Genomic DNA, 16919 nt, shown 5'->3' with positions numbered 1-16919 from the left:
ATTTTTGGCTGTGTTGCCGTTCAATTCGCAATCCTCATGTGTCTTGAATAAACGAAGGTTGCTTCATTCTCATGGCGCCTTGGCAAAAATCCAATTGCTATGAGTATATATTTTATGAAATTATCTAGTAAAGCAAATTTTTATCTTATTTTAGCTACCTTGATGTGGGGGATAACTTTTCCACTGACTCGAAATGCATTGACTGAAGTTGATCCGTTTGTATTTGTGAGTTTACGTTTTGCTTTAGCTGCATTGGTTTTGTTACCTAGTGTTTGGATTTTATTCCATAAGACCACCCGAGCTATTTTGCGTGGTAGCCTAATTATTGGCGTTCTCAATGCGGGGGCTTATCTTTGTCAAACTATAGGCTTAGAAACCGTGCATTCTGCGCGTGCGGCATTTATTACCGGCGCTAGTGTTATTTTAGTCCCTTTTCTAGCACCTTTGTTTAAGCTAGAAAAGCCGAGCCGCTTGGATTTATTGTGTTCGGGCATAGGATTTATAGGGCTTTATGTTTTGATGGATGTAAAGCACCTTTATTTCGGACATGGTGATTTGTGGGTTTTTTTAGGAGCTATGTTTTTTTCCTTACAAATTACCTATTTACAGCGCATTAATCAATTGATAGATAATTATCAATTATTAGCTTTTTATCAGCTCTTGTTTACCGTGCCTTTTGTATTTTTATTTACTAAAGGTCATAATTTTAGTGCGGCTTTGCAGCCGCAAGCTTTGATTGGCATACTATTTTGTGCTGTATTTGCTACCAGTTTGGCGTATTATTTACAGAATAAGTATCAAAAATTTACCAGTGCCCCCAAAGCCGCGTTGATTTTTGCCTTGGAGCCTTTATTTGCAAGTCTATTTGGCGTATGGATTAATCATGAAATGCTGGCAAAAACCACACTGGTTGGTGGCTCATTATTGTTGATAAGTTTAATTCTTCCAGCGGCAGTGAATATGAAAAAAGAGCCTGATCCTCTCATCAAATAATAGGTAATAAAATGACTGAATTAAAAACTACCTTTCTTAAAGATTACACCCCACCTAGTTTTTTGATAAATACCGTTGAATTAACCTTTAAGTTAGATGAAGATTTAACGCAAGTTAATTCTCGTTTGACATTCATTCGTAACTCGGTGCCAGAAAATAAAAATAAATCTCTGATTTTGCAAGGTGAAAATTGCGAATTGATTTTTATTAAACTTAATGGACGATCTTTATCAAGCAAAGAATATCAACTCAAAGATAATGAATTAACTATTTTTCACGTGCCCGATCAGTTTATTCTTGAAATTGAAAATAGAATTAAACCTAAAGAAAATACCGCATTAAGTGGATTGTATGTTTCCCGAGGAATTTTTTGTACTCAATGTGAAGCGGAAGGTTTTCGGCGCATCACTTATTTTTTAGATAGACCCGACGTATTAGCGCGCTACACCACTACTATTATTGCCGACAAATCAAAATACCCCATTTTATTATCCAATGGTAATAAAATTACAGAGCAAAATTTAGCGAATAATCAACATTCTATTACTTGGGAAGATCCTTTTAAAAAACCTAGTTATTTATTTGCTTTGGTTGCGGGTGATTTAGAATATATTCAAGATGAATTTTTAACTCAATCGCAGCGTAAAATAATTTTACAGATTTTTTCTGAAAAGGGAGAGAAAAATAAGTGCCATCACGCCATGGATTCTTTAAAAAAAGCCATGCATTGGGATGAGCAAGCCTATGGTCGCGAATATGATTTAGATATCTTCATGATTGCGGTTATCGATGACTTTAATATGGGGGCCATGGAAAATAAGGGACTTAATATTTTTAATGCACAGACTATTTTGGCGGATCCGAATTCAGCAGCTGACGCGGATTATAGCTATATTACTAAAGTGGTAGGACATGAGTATTTTCATAATTGGACCGGTGATCGCATTACCTGTCGTGATTGGTTTCAGCTGAGTCTTAAGGAAGGCTTGACGGTGTTTCGCGAACAAGAATTTAGTGAATCTATTGGCAATCCTGCTACTGAACGCATCAGTACAGTAAGACAATTAAGAGCTATGCAGTTTGCAGAGGATGCCGGCCCTCTAGCTCATCCCGTGCAACCCGACTCTTATATTGAGATCAATAATTTTTACACCATGACGGTGTATGAAAAAGGTGCTGAAATCATTCGCATGATGAAGGTCTTAGTGGGTCCAGAATTATTTCGTAAAGGTATGGATGATTATTTTAATTCTCATGATGGACAAGCCGTCACAATAGAAGATTTTGTTAAATCAATTGAGAAGGGGAGTAGTTACGATCTGCAACAATTTCGTCGTTGGTATAAGCAATCCGGCACACCCGAATTACAGGTTGATTATCATTATTCAGCGGAAGAAAAAACCTTTGACTTGATACTCAAACAACATTGTCCTGCCACACCGGGACAACCGACTAAAAAACCTTTTTATATCCCTTTGGTGATGGCTTTATTAAGTCCAGAAGGCCAAGCTTTTAATTTACAACTAGTCGGTGACGATAAGCCTATGGGGACACAATGCACATTAAAACTTAGAGAGTCTGAACATGTATTTCAGTTTATAAATGTCGATGCTAAACCAATTCCTTCTTTGCTGAGAAATTTTTCTGCACCAGTGAAACTTAAAGTTAAATATTCTGATGAAGATCTTGCATTTTTAATGCAGTCGGATACCGATGGTTTTAATCGCTGGGATGCTGCACAGGAGTTGGCGAGTCGAATAGTGTTGCGGCGTATTCGATCCTCAGCTGCTATGGAAGATTCAGCGGTTAATCAATTGATTGAGGGCTATAAAATTCTATTCGCTGATAATAAGCAGGATAGTAAGGATTTATTGGCAGAATTATTAAGCTTACCGAGTGAAGCTACTTTTGCCGAACAAATGCCTATTATTGATATCGATGGAATTCACGAAGAAAGAGAATGGTTACGCTTTCAATGCGTTAAAAAATTAGAAAATAATTTTTTACATTGTTATCAAGCCTGTCATGATTTAACACCTTATGTTTTTGATAAACAGTCGGTGACCAATCGACGTTTAGCTAACATAAGTTTAAACTATCTCATGTTATTGCAAGATCCTAATGTGCATCATCTCTGTGTGGAACATTATAAAAAAGCCGATAACCTAACCGATAGAATTGTGGCATTAAGCGAAATAGTTAGCCATAACTTATCGCAACGAGACCGCTTTTTAAAAGAGTTTTATGAAAAAAATTCAGCTAATTCTTTAGTGGTTTGTAAATGGTTAGCGATACAAGCGCGTGCTCCATTGCCAGATACCTTGCATCAGGTTAAAAAATTACTGAAGCATCCTGCTTTTGATTGGAAGAATCCGAATAAAATTCGATCCTTGATAGGTGTTTTTTGTTCAGAAAATCGTAGTCAATTTCACGATCGTTCAGGCGCAGGTTATGTATTTTTAAGTGAACAAATACAGCAGCTTGATCCTATCAATCCTCAGATAGCGGCGCGTTTAGTAAAACCTTTTACGCAATGGAAGCGTTTTGATATCGATCGTCAAACCTTGATGCATGATCAACTAGAAAAGCTCATTAAAATACCGGGGCTTTCTGCAGATGTGTATGAGATGGTCAGTAAGAGCTTACTATAAAATTTTTTATTATTTTTTGCTATGTACTATTTAAATGGTCTGTTTAGCTAAAAAGATACCTATTAAAGCGATTAGCATACCGATCATTTGACTGAAACCTAGATACTCTGAAAAGAAATACCAGCCTGCTATCGCAGCCACCATCGGTTGGATAAGCAAAGCAGTTGATGAGAAGGTCACCGGTAAATAGGGTAAGGCATATGCAATCAATCCTTGGCCTAAAATATGTGCAAACAAAGCTAAAGCAAATAAAATGATCCAGGCCGTTTCTGTTTGTGGGATGGCAAGTTCTCCGGATAGGCAGGTGATGATAAGCAAAGTGAGCATGCTGGCAAAAGTTGATATTGCCATACTTGAAAAGGCTGTAAATTTTTTACGCGCTCGATTTAGTACTAATAGGTAACCAGCATAGAAAAAAGCGGTGATAAAGGCTAATCCATCACCCATGCGAATATTTTTGTCCATATGCAAGCTAGGGTGAATTAAGACGGCAATACCTAAAATGGCTAATAATAAACCAACGACTAATTTTTTTTGTGGCGGCTTGCGTAAAACGATCCATCCCCATAAAGCGATAAGGATGGGCGAAAAGTTAGCAATTAAAGTCGAATTGGCGATGGTCGTATATTGAATAGAAAGATGCCAGGTGGCCAGATCGCCGCCAAATAAAACACCCGAAAATAATAACCAAAGATAATCTTTTAAAACCGGTGCATGCCTATCATCAGGGCGTGTATAACCTTGTCCTATAGATAGTAAGGTTAAAATAGGAAAGGCGATAGCTACCCGCCAAAACCCCGTCGCAATCGGACCTACTTCGCTTAATCGGACAAAAATAGGAGCAAAACCTATCGCTACAGCCCCTATCACTAAATACAAAAGGGCAAGTTTACGTTTTTTCGCTGAACCAATTCTTTTTAAATGCTTGACCATAAATTAAGCTCCAATAGAGAAACCTTCTTATTTTTTAAAGTTATCAACAGGAGAGAATAGGTTTCTAATTGTTTAATTAAAGCATAGTTTGCCGTGGGCGTACCGAGAAGTTTTAGATCGGCGCAATTTTTCACTAAGTTCTAAAAATATCGTCTATGATATGAAAGTACACTTAAAAAAATGCGTATATCCAAGTGAAAAATGGACAAATGTGTGATGTGGGTTTTTTACCGGAGCTGTTATCAATTTACCATGATTGCCATGATGTTGGGTAGCCTCAGTGCTTGCCTAGTGGGGCCTGATTTTCAAACACCTCAGCCCCCTAAGGTAAATCATTACACAAAACCTCCCTGGCCTTGTAGAACTGCCAGCGCGCCAGGGCATGGAGGAGCGTCGCAACAATTTATTCAGACTAAAACTATATCTGCAGAATGGTGGCGTTTATTTCACTCTCCTAAAATAAATAAACTTATTTGCCGAGGTATTGCTAACAGTCCTAATTTAGCGACAGCTAAAGCTACCTTACGTGAAGCGCAGGAAAATCTAAGTGCGGGCATAGGAAATGGTTTATATCCAAATATCTCAGCCCAATTGACAGCGCAGCGTGGTTCCAACACGGGATTTTTTTCAGGCAATTCTACAAATAATTCGATAACCACAACCTCAAGTGGAATTCCTTCTTCGGTATTTAATCTATTTAATGCGTCATTGAATGCTTCTTATGTACTGGATTTTTTTGGAGGAATACGCAGGCAAATACAAGGTTTACAATCACAAGTGGACTATCAATATTTTGAACTCCGCGCAGCATATCTGAGTTTAACATCCAATATTGTGACTACCGCTATTACCGTAGCTTCATTGCATAGACAAATTTGTGTGACTAAACAATTGATACGGGAGCAAGCTGCGCAATTGGCGATCATAAAAAAACAATTTTACCTCGGCGGCGTTTCGAAAATTGAGGTAGTCGCCCAACAAACGCAATTGGCGCAAACTCGAGCAACTTTACCGCCTTTACAAAAAAGTTGGGCGCAAGCACGTCATCTGCTGGCAATTTTAGTCGGTGCTTTCCCTAGCGAATGCCATGTTATTCCATCTTTGGATTTGAATGAATTGCATTTACCGACAGAACTTCCATTGAGTGTGCCTTCTGCTTTGGTTCGGCAAAGACCCGATGTACGTGCTGCTGAAGCGTTATGGGAGGCGGCTAATGCTCAAGTGGGTGTTGCAACAGCTAACTTATACCCACAATTTGCGTTGAGTGGTTCTTGGGGTAGATCGAGTTCAGTCGGAAGTCGGTTATTTAACTCGCAAAGCAACTTATGGAATATTGGTGGGGGATTACTTCAACCACTCTTTCGAGGTGGTGCTTTAATTGCTGAACGTCGTGCAGCTATTGCTGCTTACGATGTTGCTGCTGCTCAATATCGAGAAGTCGTATTGAAAGCTTTTCAAAATGTAGCGGATACTTTAAGAGCAATAGAAGCGGATGCTCGAGAAATGCGCGCACAAAAACAAGCCGAATCAGCGGCGTATACCAATTTATACTTGGTGGAACAACAATTTTCTCTAGGTGGTGTCAGCTATCTTTCTTTATTGGATGCACAACGACAATATCAGCAAACACGCATTAGTTTAGTCCAAGCAGAAGCCAGTCGATATGCGGATACTGCGGCCTTATTTCAAGCTTTAGGGGGTGGATGGTGGAACTCGAATTGTCAGTAGAGGATCACAACCGTGCATAGATTAAAAAAGCATTTTACTAGACCCATGATCATCATGTTGATTAGTGTTAGCGTGCTTTTTATTCTGGTTTTTGGTTATCAAACTATTAAGCATCTTCTTATTCGGCATGCAATGCAAAAAAATACTGCACCTGTAGTCACCGTTTCGGCGATGCGTATTGAATATTCATGGTGGCAACCTAAGATTTTAACTTATGGCAGTATGCGTGCGGTGAATGGAGTCTATGTCACCACCGAATTAGCGGGATTAGTGCGTGCGGTTTATTTGAAACCAGGCTCGGAAGTTAAAGAAGGAGATGTATTAGTACAGCTCAATGCCGATTCAGACATAGCTTTACTGCATTCACTAGAAGCGCAGGAGAAATTAGCCGAAATTATTTATCATCGTGATAGTGCGCAATTTGCTGTCAAAGCGATTAGTAAAGCCGTGCTTGATACGGACGAGCAGAATCTAAAAAATCTGCAAGCACAAGTGGCGCAACAAGTAGCTATAGTCGCTAAAAAAACCTTAACGGCACCCTTTAGTGGCCGTTTAGGTGTTTCGACGGTGAACGTTGGGCAATATCTCAACCCAGGCGATCAAGTTGTCACTTTGCAAGCTTTAGATCCACTGTATGCTGATTTTTTTATTCCGCAACAAAAGTTAGCGCAATTACAGATAGGATCTATAGTTAACATAAGAACTGATACTTATCCGGATAAAATTTTTACGGGAAAAGTGACCACGATTAACCCTATTGTGGATGTTAATACGCGAAATGTACAAATTGAAGCGACCATCGCTAATCCGCAGTCAGAATTATATCCTGGTATGTTTGTTTCAGCCGAAGTGCTCACTAGCCCAGTTAAGCAGTATTTAACTTTGCCTCAGACCGCGATTAGTTTTAATCCTTATGGCGAAATAGCTTATATTGTGCAGCAAAAAGGAAAAGATAAAAATGGAAAACCACAGTTGAGCGTACTACAAACCTTTGTAACCACTGGTGAAAAACGCGGCGATCAAATTGCAATTTTAGAAGGTTTAAAAGCAGGTGAAATGGTTGTTACCAGCGGACAACTCAAACTTAAGAATGGCAGTAGTGTGGTAATTAATAATTCAGTGGTACCGAATAATAATCCTGCGCCAGTAGCGATTGATGAATAAACTAACGGATTAGTTTAGGGATAGCGGTTTTTTTATGCGCTTTACGGATATTTTTATTCAGCGACCTGTATTAGCAACCGTGATTAGTTTATTAATCTTGGTGTTAGGAATACGTTCATTAACTTTGCTACAGGTTCGACAATATCCTTATACTGAAAATGCGGTGATCACTGTTTCTACGGTATATACCGGCGCCGATCCTGCTTTGATTGCAGGATTTATCACCACTCCGCTAGAAAATTCTATTGCCCAGGCGCAAGGAATTGATTATCTAACATCAAGTAGTACACAAGGTAGCAGTTCGATACAAGCCAATTTGTTACTGAACTATGATCCGAATAAAGCATTAACCGAAATTAATACCAAAGTAAATGCCGTTATCAATCAATTACCTAAGCAATCTCAACAACCGACATTAAGTATTGCTATTGGTGAAACCATCGATTCGATGTATATCGGTTTTTATAGTCCTAAGTTAGCAAGCAATCAAATTACGGATTATTTGACTCGAGTGGTGCAGCCGAAATTACAAGCCGTAAATGGCGTTCAGCAAGCTGAGATTGTCGGCCAACATTTATTTTCACTCCGCGCTTGGCTAGATCCCGCTAGGTTAGCTTCTTATGGTCTAGGTGCCGATGATGTGGCACATGCCTTAGCTAATAATGATTTTATTGCGGCTGTTGGACGTACTAAGGGCGATATGGTCACTGTCGATTTAACCGTAAACACCGGTTTAAACAACGTAGAACAATTTCAGAACTTAATTGTCAAAGCACAAAATGGCGCGATTATACGTTTGAAAGATGTGGCTAAAGTCACTTTAGGTTCGCAAAGTTATGATACCTCGGTAAAATTTGATAATAAGCCAGCTGTTTATATCGGCATTAAAGTGGCACCGACCGCCAATGTGCTTTCTGTAATAAAAAATATAAGAAAAGCGATGCCCGATATCACCGCACAATTACCACAGGGATTAAATGGAAAAATTGTTTATGATGAAAGTCGCTATATAAACAGTTCTATCCATGAAGTGATGACCAGTTTGATAGAAGCCTTAGTGATTGTTACGTTGGTTATTTTTTTATTTTTAGGTTCCATACGTTCAGTGATCATACCCGTTATAGCAATGCCTTTATCCTTAATAGGAGCATTTTTTATTATGCTTTTATTGGGCTATACGATAAATTTACTAACCTTGTTAGCCTTAGTATTAGCTATAGGCTTAGTTGTCGACGACGCAATTATTGTTGTAGAAAATATTTATCGGCATATAGAATCGGGGCAATCACCCTTTGAAGCGGCTATTAAAGGCGCACGAGAGTTGGCGATTCCCATCATCTCGATATCGGTAGTTTTAATTGCGGTATATGTGCCAATAGGTTTTATGGGAGGGTTAACGGGAGCACTGTTTACTGAATTTGCGTTTACGTTAGCGGGAGCGGTTGGGATTTCTGCCATTATTGCCTTAACGCTTTCACCCATGATGTGCTCACTCTCTTTAAAACCCAGCGTTAAAGATCAGCATAAAGGTTTTGTGGGTTTTATTGATGCTAAATTTGATAAATTACGTGAATTCTATGAGCGACTTTTGCATGGTTCATTAAATAATGTATCCGTGACCATTGTATTTGCATTAATTATTTTAAGCAGTATTTATTTTTTATATGCGACTTCTAAAAATGAATTAGCACCTCAAGAAGACCAAGGGCTCATTATCAGCTTATTAACGGCAGCACCTAATGCGACTTTGCAACAAACGCAATTATATTCCAATCAGGGGTTCAAAATTTTTGAAACTTATCCAGAGACCGATCATGTTTTTCAATTAGATGGTGTTAATGGGCTTAATACGAGTATTGGAGGGATGGTCTTTAAACCATGGAATGAACGCAAGCGTACCACCAATCAATTGCAACCACAGATACAACATTTATTTGATGGTATAGCAGGAGCACGCGTGGCGGCGTTTCAAAAACCTTCTTTGCCGGGTGGAGGGAGCGGATTACCCGTACAGTTTGTCATTACCACTACGGATGATTATGTTAAATTGAATGATGTTTCCCAAGCATTATTAGATGAAGCCCGTAAGAGTGGTTTATTTGTTTATTTAGATACCGATCTTAAATTAGATAAACCTCAAGCAGCTATACAACTTGATCGCGATAAAGCATCACAACTCGGTTTAACCATGGCTGATGTAGGCGATTTATTGGCTTCTGCGATGAGTGAAAATTACATTAATTATTTTAATTTTGATGGTCGTTCTTATCAAGTTATCCCGCAAGTGATGCGCGGTTATCGTTTGAATGCCAATCAATTACTTAATTATTATTTAAAAATTCCGAATGGTTCGGTGATTCCTTTATCAACGATAGCAAGCTTAAAAACCGTTGTAGTACCAGAATCGATAAATCATTTTCAGCAGCTTAATTCAGCCACTATTTCGGCAGTTCCTTTTCCTGGGGTCACTATGGGAGATGCATTGCAAGGTTTGCAAAATATAGCTAAAAAAATATTTCCGGAAAATTATAATATGGATTATGCTGCACAATCGCGCCAATACCAGCAAGAAAGTAGCGCCTTACTTTTAACTTTTTTCTTAGCGTTAATTATTATTTTTCTTTGTTTGGCGGCGCAATTCGAAAGTTTTCGTGATCCGCTCATTATTTTAGTGAGTGTACCCATGTCAATTTGTGGCGCACTTATTTTTATAAGTTTAGGTGTTGGCGGAGCTAGTTTAAATATTTATACCGAAGTGGGTTTAGTGACATTAATAGGTTTAATTAGTAAACATGGAATTTTGATTGTGCAGTTTGCCAATGATCTACAACAAGAAGGACATAAAAAACGTGAAGCCATACAAATGGCTGCCGGCATTCGGCTTAGACCCATTTTAATGACGACTGCTTCTATGGTGTTGGGCGTTATTCCCTTAATTTTAGCGTCTGGAGCCGGTGCTATTAGCCGTTTTAATATCGGCCTAGTGATTGCTTCGGGGATCTCTATTGGTACGCTATTTACTTTATTCGTCGTGCCAGCCATGTACTTGCTGTTGGCCCAAGATCATCAAGCAAACCCAGTGACTGATGTGCCGGGTGATCCGGTATTGAGTGGATAAGTCTATTTATTTGAGATATTTACTAAGAGTTGTTAAGCTTTAGCAAATGTGAATCTTTTATAGGGATATAGGTATGAGACTCAAGGTAGTTATTTTCTCCTTGTTAGCTTTAAGTGTCAGTTGTCCTGGTTTAGCTGCAGGCATCTATGATATCGACAGCGCCTATGAACAAGAAGTGATGCGTGCTCAAGTCAATGAGATGAATTGGTTATTAGGCAGAAACCAACCCGGCGGTTTTGACCAACCTTGTGGTTGGGTCTGTCGAATTAATGTGAGTGGTTGGATGAATACCGATGCTTACATTACTAATACCCCCCCAGTTTTTTTGGTTACCAATCCTTTATTTAATTATCCATTTGATAATCTTCCTCCTCAAGCAGCACCTTTTCGTATAAATACCAGCGGTAGAGCCAGCGATCTCATATTGAATAATGCCAATTTGTTTATAGATACGCGCGTAAATAATTGGATGAAGGCAAATATGTCATTGGTTTACACATCATTATCTCCAGTTGCGGGTGCACAGGGTAACTATGAAATACCTAATTCATTCTTGCTTTATCGACCAATAAGTAGAACTAATCTTGATACGGCCTATGCAACGCTACAGCATTTTAATGTTTCACCGGTCTATTTACGCGTAGGTAAAGAATATGTGCCTTTTGGTCAGTATGATCCCTATAGTTTTGTAACGAGTGAAAATCCTACACAATTGCTGAGTGAAATAAATGCAACCACCGCGCAGCTTGGTTTTACCATGCCCAGTGGACTTTATGGTTCTGTATACACTTTTGCAGGTCAACCTCGGTTGGCGGATGGAGGTTCGACGCGACGGATACAAAACGGTGGAGTTAATTTAGGCTATACCTATAGTGATTGTATCAGTAGTTTTAATATAGATGGTGGATATATTGGTAGTATTACCGATACTAATTTTTTATCCTCGTATTATACCAACACCAATGTCGAGTTTGCAGTTAATAATGTTCCTGGTTTGCCCAATCAAAAGGCACCGGCCTATAATATTAATGCCGAACTTCAGTGGGGGCCTTTAGATTTTAATGGTCACTATATTGCTACGACCCGAGATTTTAGAAAACCATTTCTTTTAGCTTTTCCTGTGCCAACCGAATTTTTTTTTAAAAAACCGAAGCTTTGGGGTTTTGAATTAGGTTTGACTTTTCCAGCTATCGCCAAACAAACTAGACTTGCAATAGGTTATCAAGCAACCAAACATTTACCAGGAATTTTACCCAACAGACGTATTTATGTGGATTATCTAATGAATGTAAGTCAGTGGTTTGATGTTGGAGTCGCCATCTTCCAAAACAAAGATTATAGTTTTGGAGAGGGGCAATTAATTGGTTTAAATGGTGCTGTACTGGCTGATGGTGGTTCAGGCAACAAATCCACCGTAGGTCAGATACGGGCAAGTGTCAAATTCGCTTAGTCTATTTTAAATTTTTTTTATGCTAGTTAATATTAAAAAAATCTATTCTGGTGAGGCCTAGTTTCTGGATTAAGATAGCTTGAGACAGCTCGGCGTCGTTGCCAATTTTTCATATAGATATTGGCTAATTGCGCATCGCGAATAATTAATAAATTTTCTGCATTTTTGTTTTGTGCTGCCTTAGTGAAGTTAAATGAGCCGGTAATCACTTCTTTTTCATCAATTATCATGATTTTATTGTGCGCAATAGCGGGTTTATAATCTATCCAACAGGGAATATGTTGGTTGACTAAAAAACGCGAAGCACTATATCTTTGTGTTTTTTGACTTTTATCCAGGATGACATTGACGTTTACGCCACGTTTTTTTGCTGCAACTAAATGAGCGGCGATGGGCGCAGACGTAAAGCTATATGCTTGGACAAAAATCGATTTTTTAGCGGCATCGATGACATCGGTTATTTCAGCGGTACAATTTTGACCTGGCGTAAAACAAACTTGTATTGTCGGGCAACTATTGGATTTACTAATCGCCAAACTGACGGAGATAGGACAAGCGCTGAATATGAAAAACACATATAATAATTTTTTTAACATAAATACTCTTTGTATAAGTTTTAATCTTGTTTTTACAGTTTTTTTACTAAATATGAAAATTAATGGAATTAACTTAATAAGGTTTGCAAAAGAGGTGCAAGTTCTTTTTTTTGTATGCTGCAACGTAAACGTCTTACTCTTAAGATAGCGTTCAAATCGGCGAGCGCATTAGAGAAGTTTTCGTTTACGATTAAATAATCATATTCATCATAATGGGTTAATTCAGCTTTTGCATCGGCCATGCGTTTCTTTATGACATCTTTTTTATCTTGTGCTCTGAGATGTAGTCTTTTTTCTAATACCTCCCAAGAAGGAGGAATAATAAAAATCCCTATTGATTCAGGCATTTTTTCTCTAATTTGCTGTGCACCTTGCCAGTCAATTTCAAGTATGATATCGATGCCGGCTTCAATTTTTTTTGTCACCCAATCGAGTGAAGTACCATAATAATGGCCGAAAACGATAGCGTGTTCTAGCAAAGATTTTTTTTGAATAAGCTCTTTAAATTCTACTTGATCAGTAAAGTGATAATCTACACCTTCTTTTTCACCGGGTCGCGGTGGGCGTGTTGTATAGGAAATGGAAACTTCTAAGTTAGATACGGATTCTAACAATGCATTAACGAGACTGGTTTTACCACCGCCGGAAGGTGCTGATATGATGTAAAGTGTGCCTGGTATATTCATAATTTATTCAATATTCTGCACTTGTTCGCGCATTTCCTCTATCAAAACCTTGATGTTAACGGCGGATAAGGTCAATTCTGCATTCAGTGATTTAGAAGCTAAGGTGTTGGCTTCACGATTCAATTCTTGTAGTAAAAAATCAAGTTGCTTACCCTGAGCTTGGTTCTTTTCCAATAAGTTCTTGAATTCATGCAGGTGGATCTGTAAACGATCCAGTTCTTCTGCTACATCCGTCTTCTGAGCAAATAATAACATTTCTTGCTCTAAACGGTTAGGGTCTAAACTAGTTTTAATTTCATGTAATCGACCTAGAAGCTTTTCACGTTGTAGGCTTAAAATATGTGGTAATTGAACTTGAACATGCTGCAGCAGATTGGCAAGTTTTACTAAACGTAGATTTAATAATTCAAATATAGCTTTACCTTCGATACTACGTACCCGACAAAAGTCTTCTAAAGTCTCAGAAAATAAAATCATTAATTCAGGTTGCATCATTTCAATACTTAACTCAGGAAACTTGAGTAATTGTGGCCAACGCAATAACTCTCCTGGGTTTAAGGGTGTATTGGTCTGGGCAAGATGCCCTATTTTCTTATAAGCACCGATAAGCGATAGCGTTAATTCTTCATCGACCTCAATCGGTATAGCTTTATTGATATAAGATTTATAACGTAACTTGGCTTCTACTCTGCCGCGTTGTAAGCGTGCTTGCATTTGTTTCCGAATCAAAGGTTCTAAATGACTGAAGGTATCGGGCAGAGAAAGAACGATTTCTAAGTATCGATGGTTGACACTACGAACTTCCCATGCGGCTTGACCCCATTCGGCTTGTTTTTCTTTTCTGGCAAAAGCCGTCATGCTATTGGTCATGGTAATTTTCAGGTTAAAAAGTATAATGCATGTTTTTACAGGCCCCATTTTAATCACTCTGCAAATAAAATCTAGTTTTATAAAAGGAAAGTAACCATGCGTGCGACACAACGTGCTAATGATGAGCTTCGTGTAATCAACATGACTCGTTCTTATACACAATATGCTGAAGGTTCGGTATTGATAGCATTTGGCAATACCAAAGTTCTTTGCACGGCGAGCGTGGTGCCTGGCGTGCCAAAATTTTTAAAAGGCTCCGGCCAAGGTTGGATTACTGCGGAATATGGTATGTTGCCTCGTGCAACGCATACGCGTTCCGAACGCGAGGCGAGTAGAGGTAAACAAACCGGTCGAAGTTTAGAAATTCAACGCTTAATCGGACGGGTTTTACGTGTGAGCGTGGATCTGAAACAGTTGGGCGAAAATACTATTTTTTTAGATTGTGATGTGATTCAAGCCGATGGTGGAACACGTACTGCAGCTATTACCGGTGCAAGTGTTGCATTGAGGGATGCCTTAACCGTAATGAAGCAAAAAGGTGAATTGACGCAAGATCCCCGGCGTTTTATGGTTGCTGCGGTGTCAGTTGGCATTTATCAAGGGCAAGTGCTCTTGGACTTAGATTATGCAGAGGATTCTCAAGCTGAAACGGATATGAACGTGGTGATGACAGAGCAGGGTGGCATATTGGAAGTGCAAGCCACTGCAGAAAAAAATGCTTTTTCTAAACAGCAACTGGAACAAATGTTAGCAGTAGCAGAGAAAGGAATAAATCAGTTGTTCGAAAAACAAAGAGAAGTTTTAGCGGTTAAGTAAAAGTTAAAATCTTTATTACATAAAATGCATTTTTTTATAAAAATAGCTTGTTGTGGGGGAGGCCGAAACGGTATTGAGGCTGTGGTCATCCAGAAAAATTAAGTTTTTCGCTGGATTGCCGCGCGCTACGCGCTCGCAATGACGAAAGATTCTTTATTATGGCCAAAAAACTAGCTGTTTTTTTTTCGATAGTTTCTGTCTTAAATTAGATCAAATTTAGTAAATTATATTTAGTGTTAATTTTATCCTATTAAATTCCAAGAATAAATTTCTGAATAATTGCTAAACTAGCACTATCAACTTACATTCAAATTTAAAAAATCTGTAGAGTTTGCAAGGATTTAAAAATTGCTAAAGCGTGATATTTCTACGACTAATATATTAATAGCTGCAGCCGGAGGCATGATAGGCTCTGCGTGGCTATTTACGCCTTTTATAGGTGCGCAGATGGCTGGACCGAATGCGCTCATCAGCTGGATCATCGCAGCATTTTTTATGTTATTCATAGCCCTACCGTTATGCGAATTGGGGACTATGCTGCCGATTTCTGGTGGTTTATCGAATTATCCAACCTATACGCACGGTAGAGAAGTGGGATTTTTATTTTCTTGGATTACCTGGCTGGCCTATGTGGTGATGACACCGATAGAAATCCAGGCTATTTTGCAATATAGCAGTCATTTTTTCCCTGTTTTGTTAACTAAGGAAGCCACTTATTTTAAATTATCACACACAGGTTATCTGGCCGCAGTAGTGATCATGTTTTTTATCGTGGTTTTGAATAGTTATGGCATTAAATTCTTAGCGGAATGTAACAAATACGCTAGCATAGTGAAATTTCTTTTGCCATCGATTGCCATTGTTACGCTCATACATGTCTCACCGACCCTACAAAACATCACACTTGATTTAACTAATAAAACCAGTTGGATAAACATATTTTCAGCTTTATCCGCAGGAGGTATAGCATTTGCGTTTACCGGATTTCAAAATGGTTTGATGTTAGCAGGTGAAGTAAAAAATCCACAAAAAAGTATTCCTATTGCCATTTTAGGTGCGGTATTGGTGGGTTTCATTTTATATTTTATGTTGCAACTTAGTTTTTTAATGGCGGTACCCAAAACTTATCTACAACAAGGTTGGCAGCATCTTAGTTTTCCTGGTGATAGTGGTCCATTAGTCGGTTTAACTTTGTTGTTAGGTCTTGGCGTCATAGCCGTATTATTGCTATTTGATGCTGCATTTTCTCCTTTAGGCACGACATTAGTTTATACCGCCGCCACCTCGCGAATTCTCTATGGCATGGCATTAAATAAACATTTACCACCATTTTTTTTAAAACTTAATCGTTATCAAATTCCGTACGTCACATTGTATGCGAATTTTTTAGTAGGTATATGTGCTTTTTTGCCGTTTCCAGGCTGGCAAAAAATGGTGGCATTTCTATCTTCAGCCAGTATACTTTCCTATGGAATAGGACCTATTTGTTTATTAGCATTACGCAAAATGCAACCTGAACAACATCGCCCATTCAGATTGTCTGGGAGTTTAATTGTCTGTCATATTGCATTTTATGTGGCTAATCTAATGCTTTATTGGTGTGGTTTTTCAGTAATATGGAAGCTTTATGCAGCCATTTTAGTCGGTTTTATTATCTATCTTTGTTATCAAAAACGTCGATTTTGGGAAAATAATTTTAGTTTATATTGGTTTTTTTCTTATCTATCGATTTTATTATTACTTTCTTATTTGGGTCCTTTTGACGGCATAGCACGACTAAAATTCCCCTTTGGTATGTTAGTAATATTTCCTTTTAGCGTATTGATGCTTTACTTATCACAATATTGCTTAGTCCGAGATCAAGCAGAAGAAGAATCGTTTGCATTGATGAATAAACAACTACAAGATTTATAA

12 protein-coding genes are annotated in these 16919 nt (G+C 38.4%); 8 read left to right on the top strand and 4 right to left on the bottom strand.

Annotated elements, in window-relative coordinates; all coding sequences use genetic code 11:
- The first annotated feature begins 114 nt into the window (after positions 1-114).
- Positions 115-993: a DMT family transporter gene (locus tag AAHF87_RS03950; RefSeq protein WP_342147161.1), complete on the top strand. Its 879-nt coding sequence runs from the start codon at positions 115-117 to the stop codon at positions 991-993.
- Between the two features lie 11 nt (positions 994-1004).
- Positions 1005-3644, top strand: coding sequence for an aminopeptidase N (pepN, locus tag AAHF87_RS03945; RefSeq protein WP_342147160.1), 2640 nt, complete (start codon positions 1005-1007; stop codon positions 3642-3644).
- Between the two features lie 30 nt (positions 3645-3674).
- Here the strand turns inward: pepN and AAHF87_RS03940 are convergent, their stop codons facing one another.
- Positions 3675-4577, bottom strand: a complete 903-nt coding sequence (locus AAHF87_RS03940) for a DMT family transporter (RefSeq protein WP_342147159.1) — start codon at positions 4575-4577, stop codon at positions 3675-3677.
- Positions 4578-4793: 216 nt separating this feature from the next.
- Here AAHF87_RS03940 and AAHF87_RS03935 point away from each other — a divergent pair, with 216 nt between their 5' ends.
- The 4 genes from AAHF87_RS03935 (at position 4794) to AAHF87_RS03920 (ending at position 12037) form a co-directional block, all read left to right on the top strand.
- Positions 4794-6305 (top strand): efflux transporter outer membrane subunit, encoded by a 1512-nt coding sequence (locus tag AAHF87_RS03935; RefSeq protein ID WP_342147872.1) that lies wholly within the window; start codon positions 4794-4796, stop codon positions 6303-6305.
- Between the two features lie 12 nt (positions 6306-6317).
- Positions 6318-7469: an efflux RND transporter periplasmic adaptor subunit gene (locus AAHF87_RS03930; RefSeq protein ID WP_342147158.1), complete on the top strand. Its 1152-nt coding sequence runs from the start codon at positions 6318-6320 to the stop codon at positions 7467-7469.
- A 34-nt stretch (positions 7470-7503) separates the two neighbouring features.
- The gene (locus AAHF87_RS03925) at positions 7504-10587 is read left to right on the top strand and encodes an efflux RND transporter permease subunit (RefSeq protein ID WP_342147157.1); all 3084 of its coding nucleotides are present in this window, start codon (positions 7504-7506) and stop codon (positions 10585-10587) included.
- Between the two features lie 73 nt (positions 10588-10660).
- Positions 10661-12037, top strand: coding sequence for an LbtU family siderophore porin (locus AAHF87_RS03920; protein ID WP_342147156.1), 1377 nt, complete (start codon positions 10661-10663; stop codon positions 12035-12037).
- Positions 12038-12069: 32 nt separating this feature from the next.
- Here AAHF87_RS03920 and AAHF87_RS03915 read toward each other — a convergent pair whose 3' ends face one another.
- The 3 genes from AAHF87_RS03915 to AAHF87_RS03905 form a co-directional block, all read right to left on the bottom strand.
- Positions 12070-12633 (bottom strand): phospholipase D family protein, encoded by a 564-nt coding sequence (locus AAHF87_RS03915; RefSeq protein ID WP_342147154.1) that lies wholly within the window; start codon positions 12631-12633, stop codon positions 12070-12072.
- 68 nt (positions 12634-12701) lie between these two features.
- Positions 12702-13319 carry a guanylate kinase gene (gmk, locus tag AAHF87_RS03910; RefSeq protein WP_342147153.1) on the bottom strand — a complete coding sequence of 206 codons (618 nt, stop codon included), beginning with the start codon at positions 13317-13319 and terminating at the stop codon, positions 12702-12704.
- A gap of 3 nt (positions 13320-13322) precedes the next feature.
- Positions 13323-14189, bottom strand: a complete 867-nt coding sequence (locus AAHF87_RS03905; RefSeq protein WP_342147152.1) for a YicC/YloC family endoribonuclease — start codon at positions 14187-14189, stop codon at positions 13323-13325.
- A 96-nt stretch (positions 14190-14285) separates the two neighbouring features.
- Between AAHF87_RS03905 and rph the strand changes: the two genes are divergently transcribed.
- Together rph and AAHF87_RS03895 are read left to right on the top strand one after the other, a co-directional pair.
- A complete protein-coding gene (rph, locus tag AAHF87_RS03900; protein ID WP_342147151.1) occupies positions 14286-15005 on the top strand; it encodes a ribonuclease PH in 720 nt (239 codons plus the stop codon).
- A 348-nt stretch (positions 15006-15353) separates the two neighbouring features.
- A complete protein-coding gene (locus AAHF87_RS03895; RefSeq protein ID WP_342147150.1) occupies positions 15354-16919 on the top strand; it encodes an APC family permease in 1566 nt (521 codons plus the stop codon).

This window comes from Rickettsiella endosymbiont of Aleochara curtula, assembly GCF_964030935.1.
Taxonomy (GTDB): domain Bacteria; phylum Pseudomonadota; class Gammaproteobacteria; order Diplorickettsiales; family Diplorickettsiaceae; genus Aquirickettsiella.
This window is presented reverse-complemented; position numbering and strand designations above follow the sequence as displayed.

Excerpts from the sequence above, each read along its gene's own strand:
- AAHF87_RS03950 (WP_342147161.1), top strand. The coding sequence starts at position 115 with ATGAAATTATCTAGTAAAGCAAATTTTTATCTTATTTTAGCTACCTTG.
- pepN (WP_342147160.1), top strand. The coding sequence starts at position 1,005 with ATGACTGAATTAAAAACTACCTTTCTTAAAGATTACACCCCACCTAGT.
- AAHF87_RS03940 (WP_342147159.1), bottom strand. The coding sequence starts at position 4,577 with ATGGTCAAGCATTTAAAAAGAATTGGTTCAGCGAAAAAACGTAAACTT.
- AAHF87_RS03935 (WP_342147872.1), top strand. The coding sequence starts at position 4,794 with ATGTGGGTTTTTTACCGGAGCTGTTATCAATTTACCATGATTGCCATG.
- AAHF87_RS03925 (WP_342147157.1), top strand. The coding sequence starts at position 7,504 with ATGCGCTTTACGGATATTTTTATTCAGCGACCTGTATTAGCAACCGTG.
- AAHF87_RS03920 (WP_342147156.1), top strand. The coding sequence starts at position 10,661 with ATGAGACTCAAGGTAGTTATTTTCTCCTTGTTAGCTTTAAGTGTCAGT.
- AAHF87_RS03915 (WP_342147154.1), bottom strand. The coding sequence starts at position 12,633 with ATGTTAAAAAAATTATTATATGTGTTTTTCATATTCAGCGCTTGTCCT.
- gmk (WP_342147153.1), bottom strand. The coding sequence starts at position 13,319 with ATGAATATACCAGGCACACTTTACATCATATCAGCACCTTCCGGCGGT.
- AAHF87_RS03905 (WP_342147152.1), bottom strand. The coding sequence starts at position 14,189 with ATGACCAATAGCATGACGGCTTTTGCCAGAAAAGAAAAACAAGCCGAA.
- rph (WP_342147151.1), top strand. The coding sequence starts at position 14,286 with ATGCGTGCGACACAACGTGCTAATGATGAGCTTCGTGTAATCAACATG.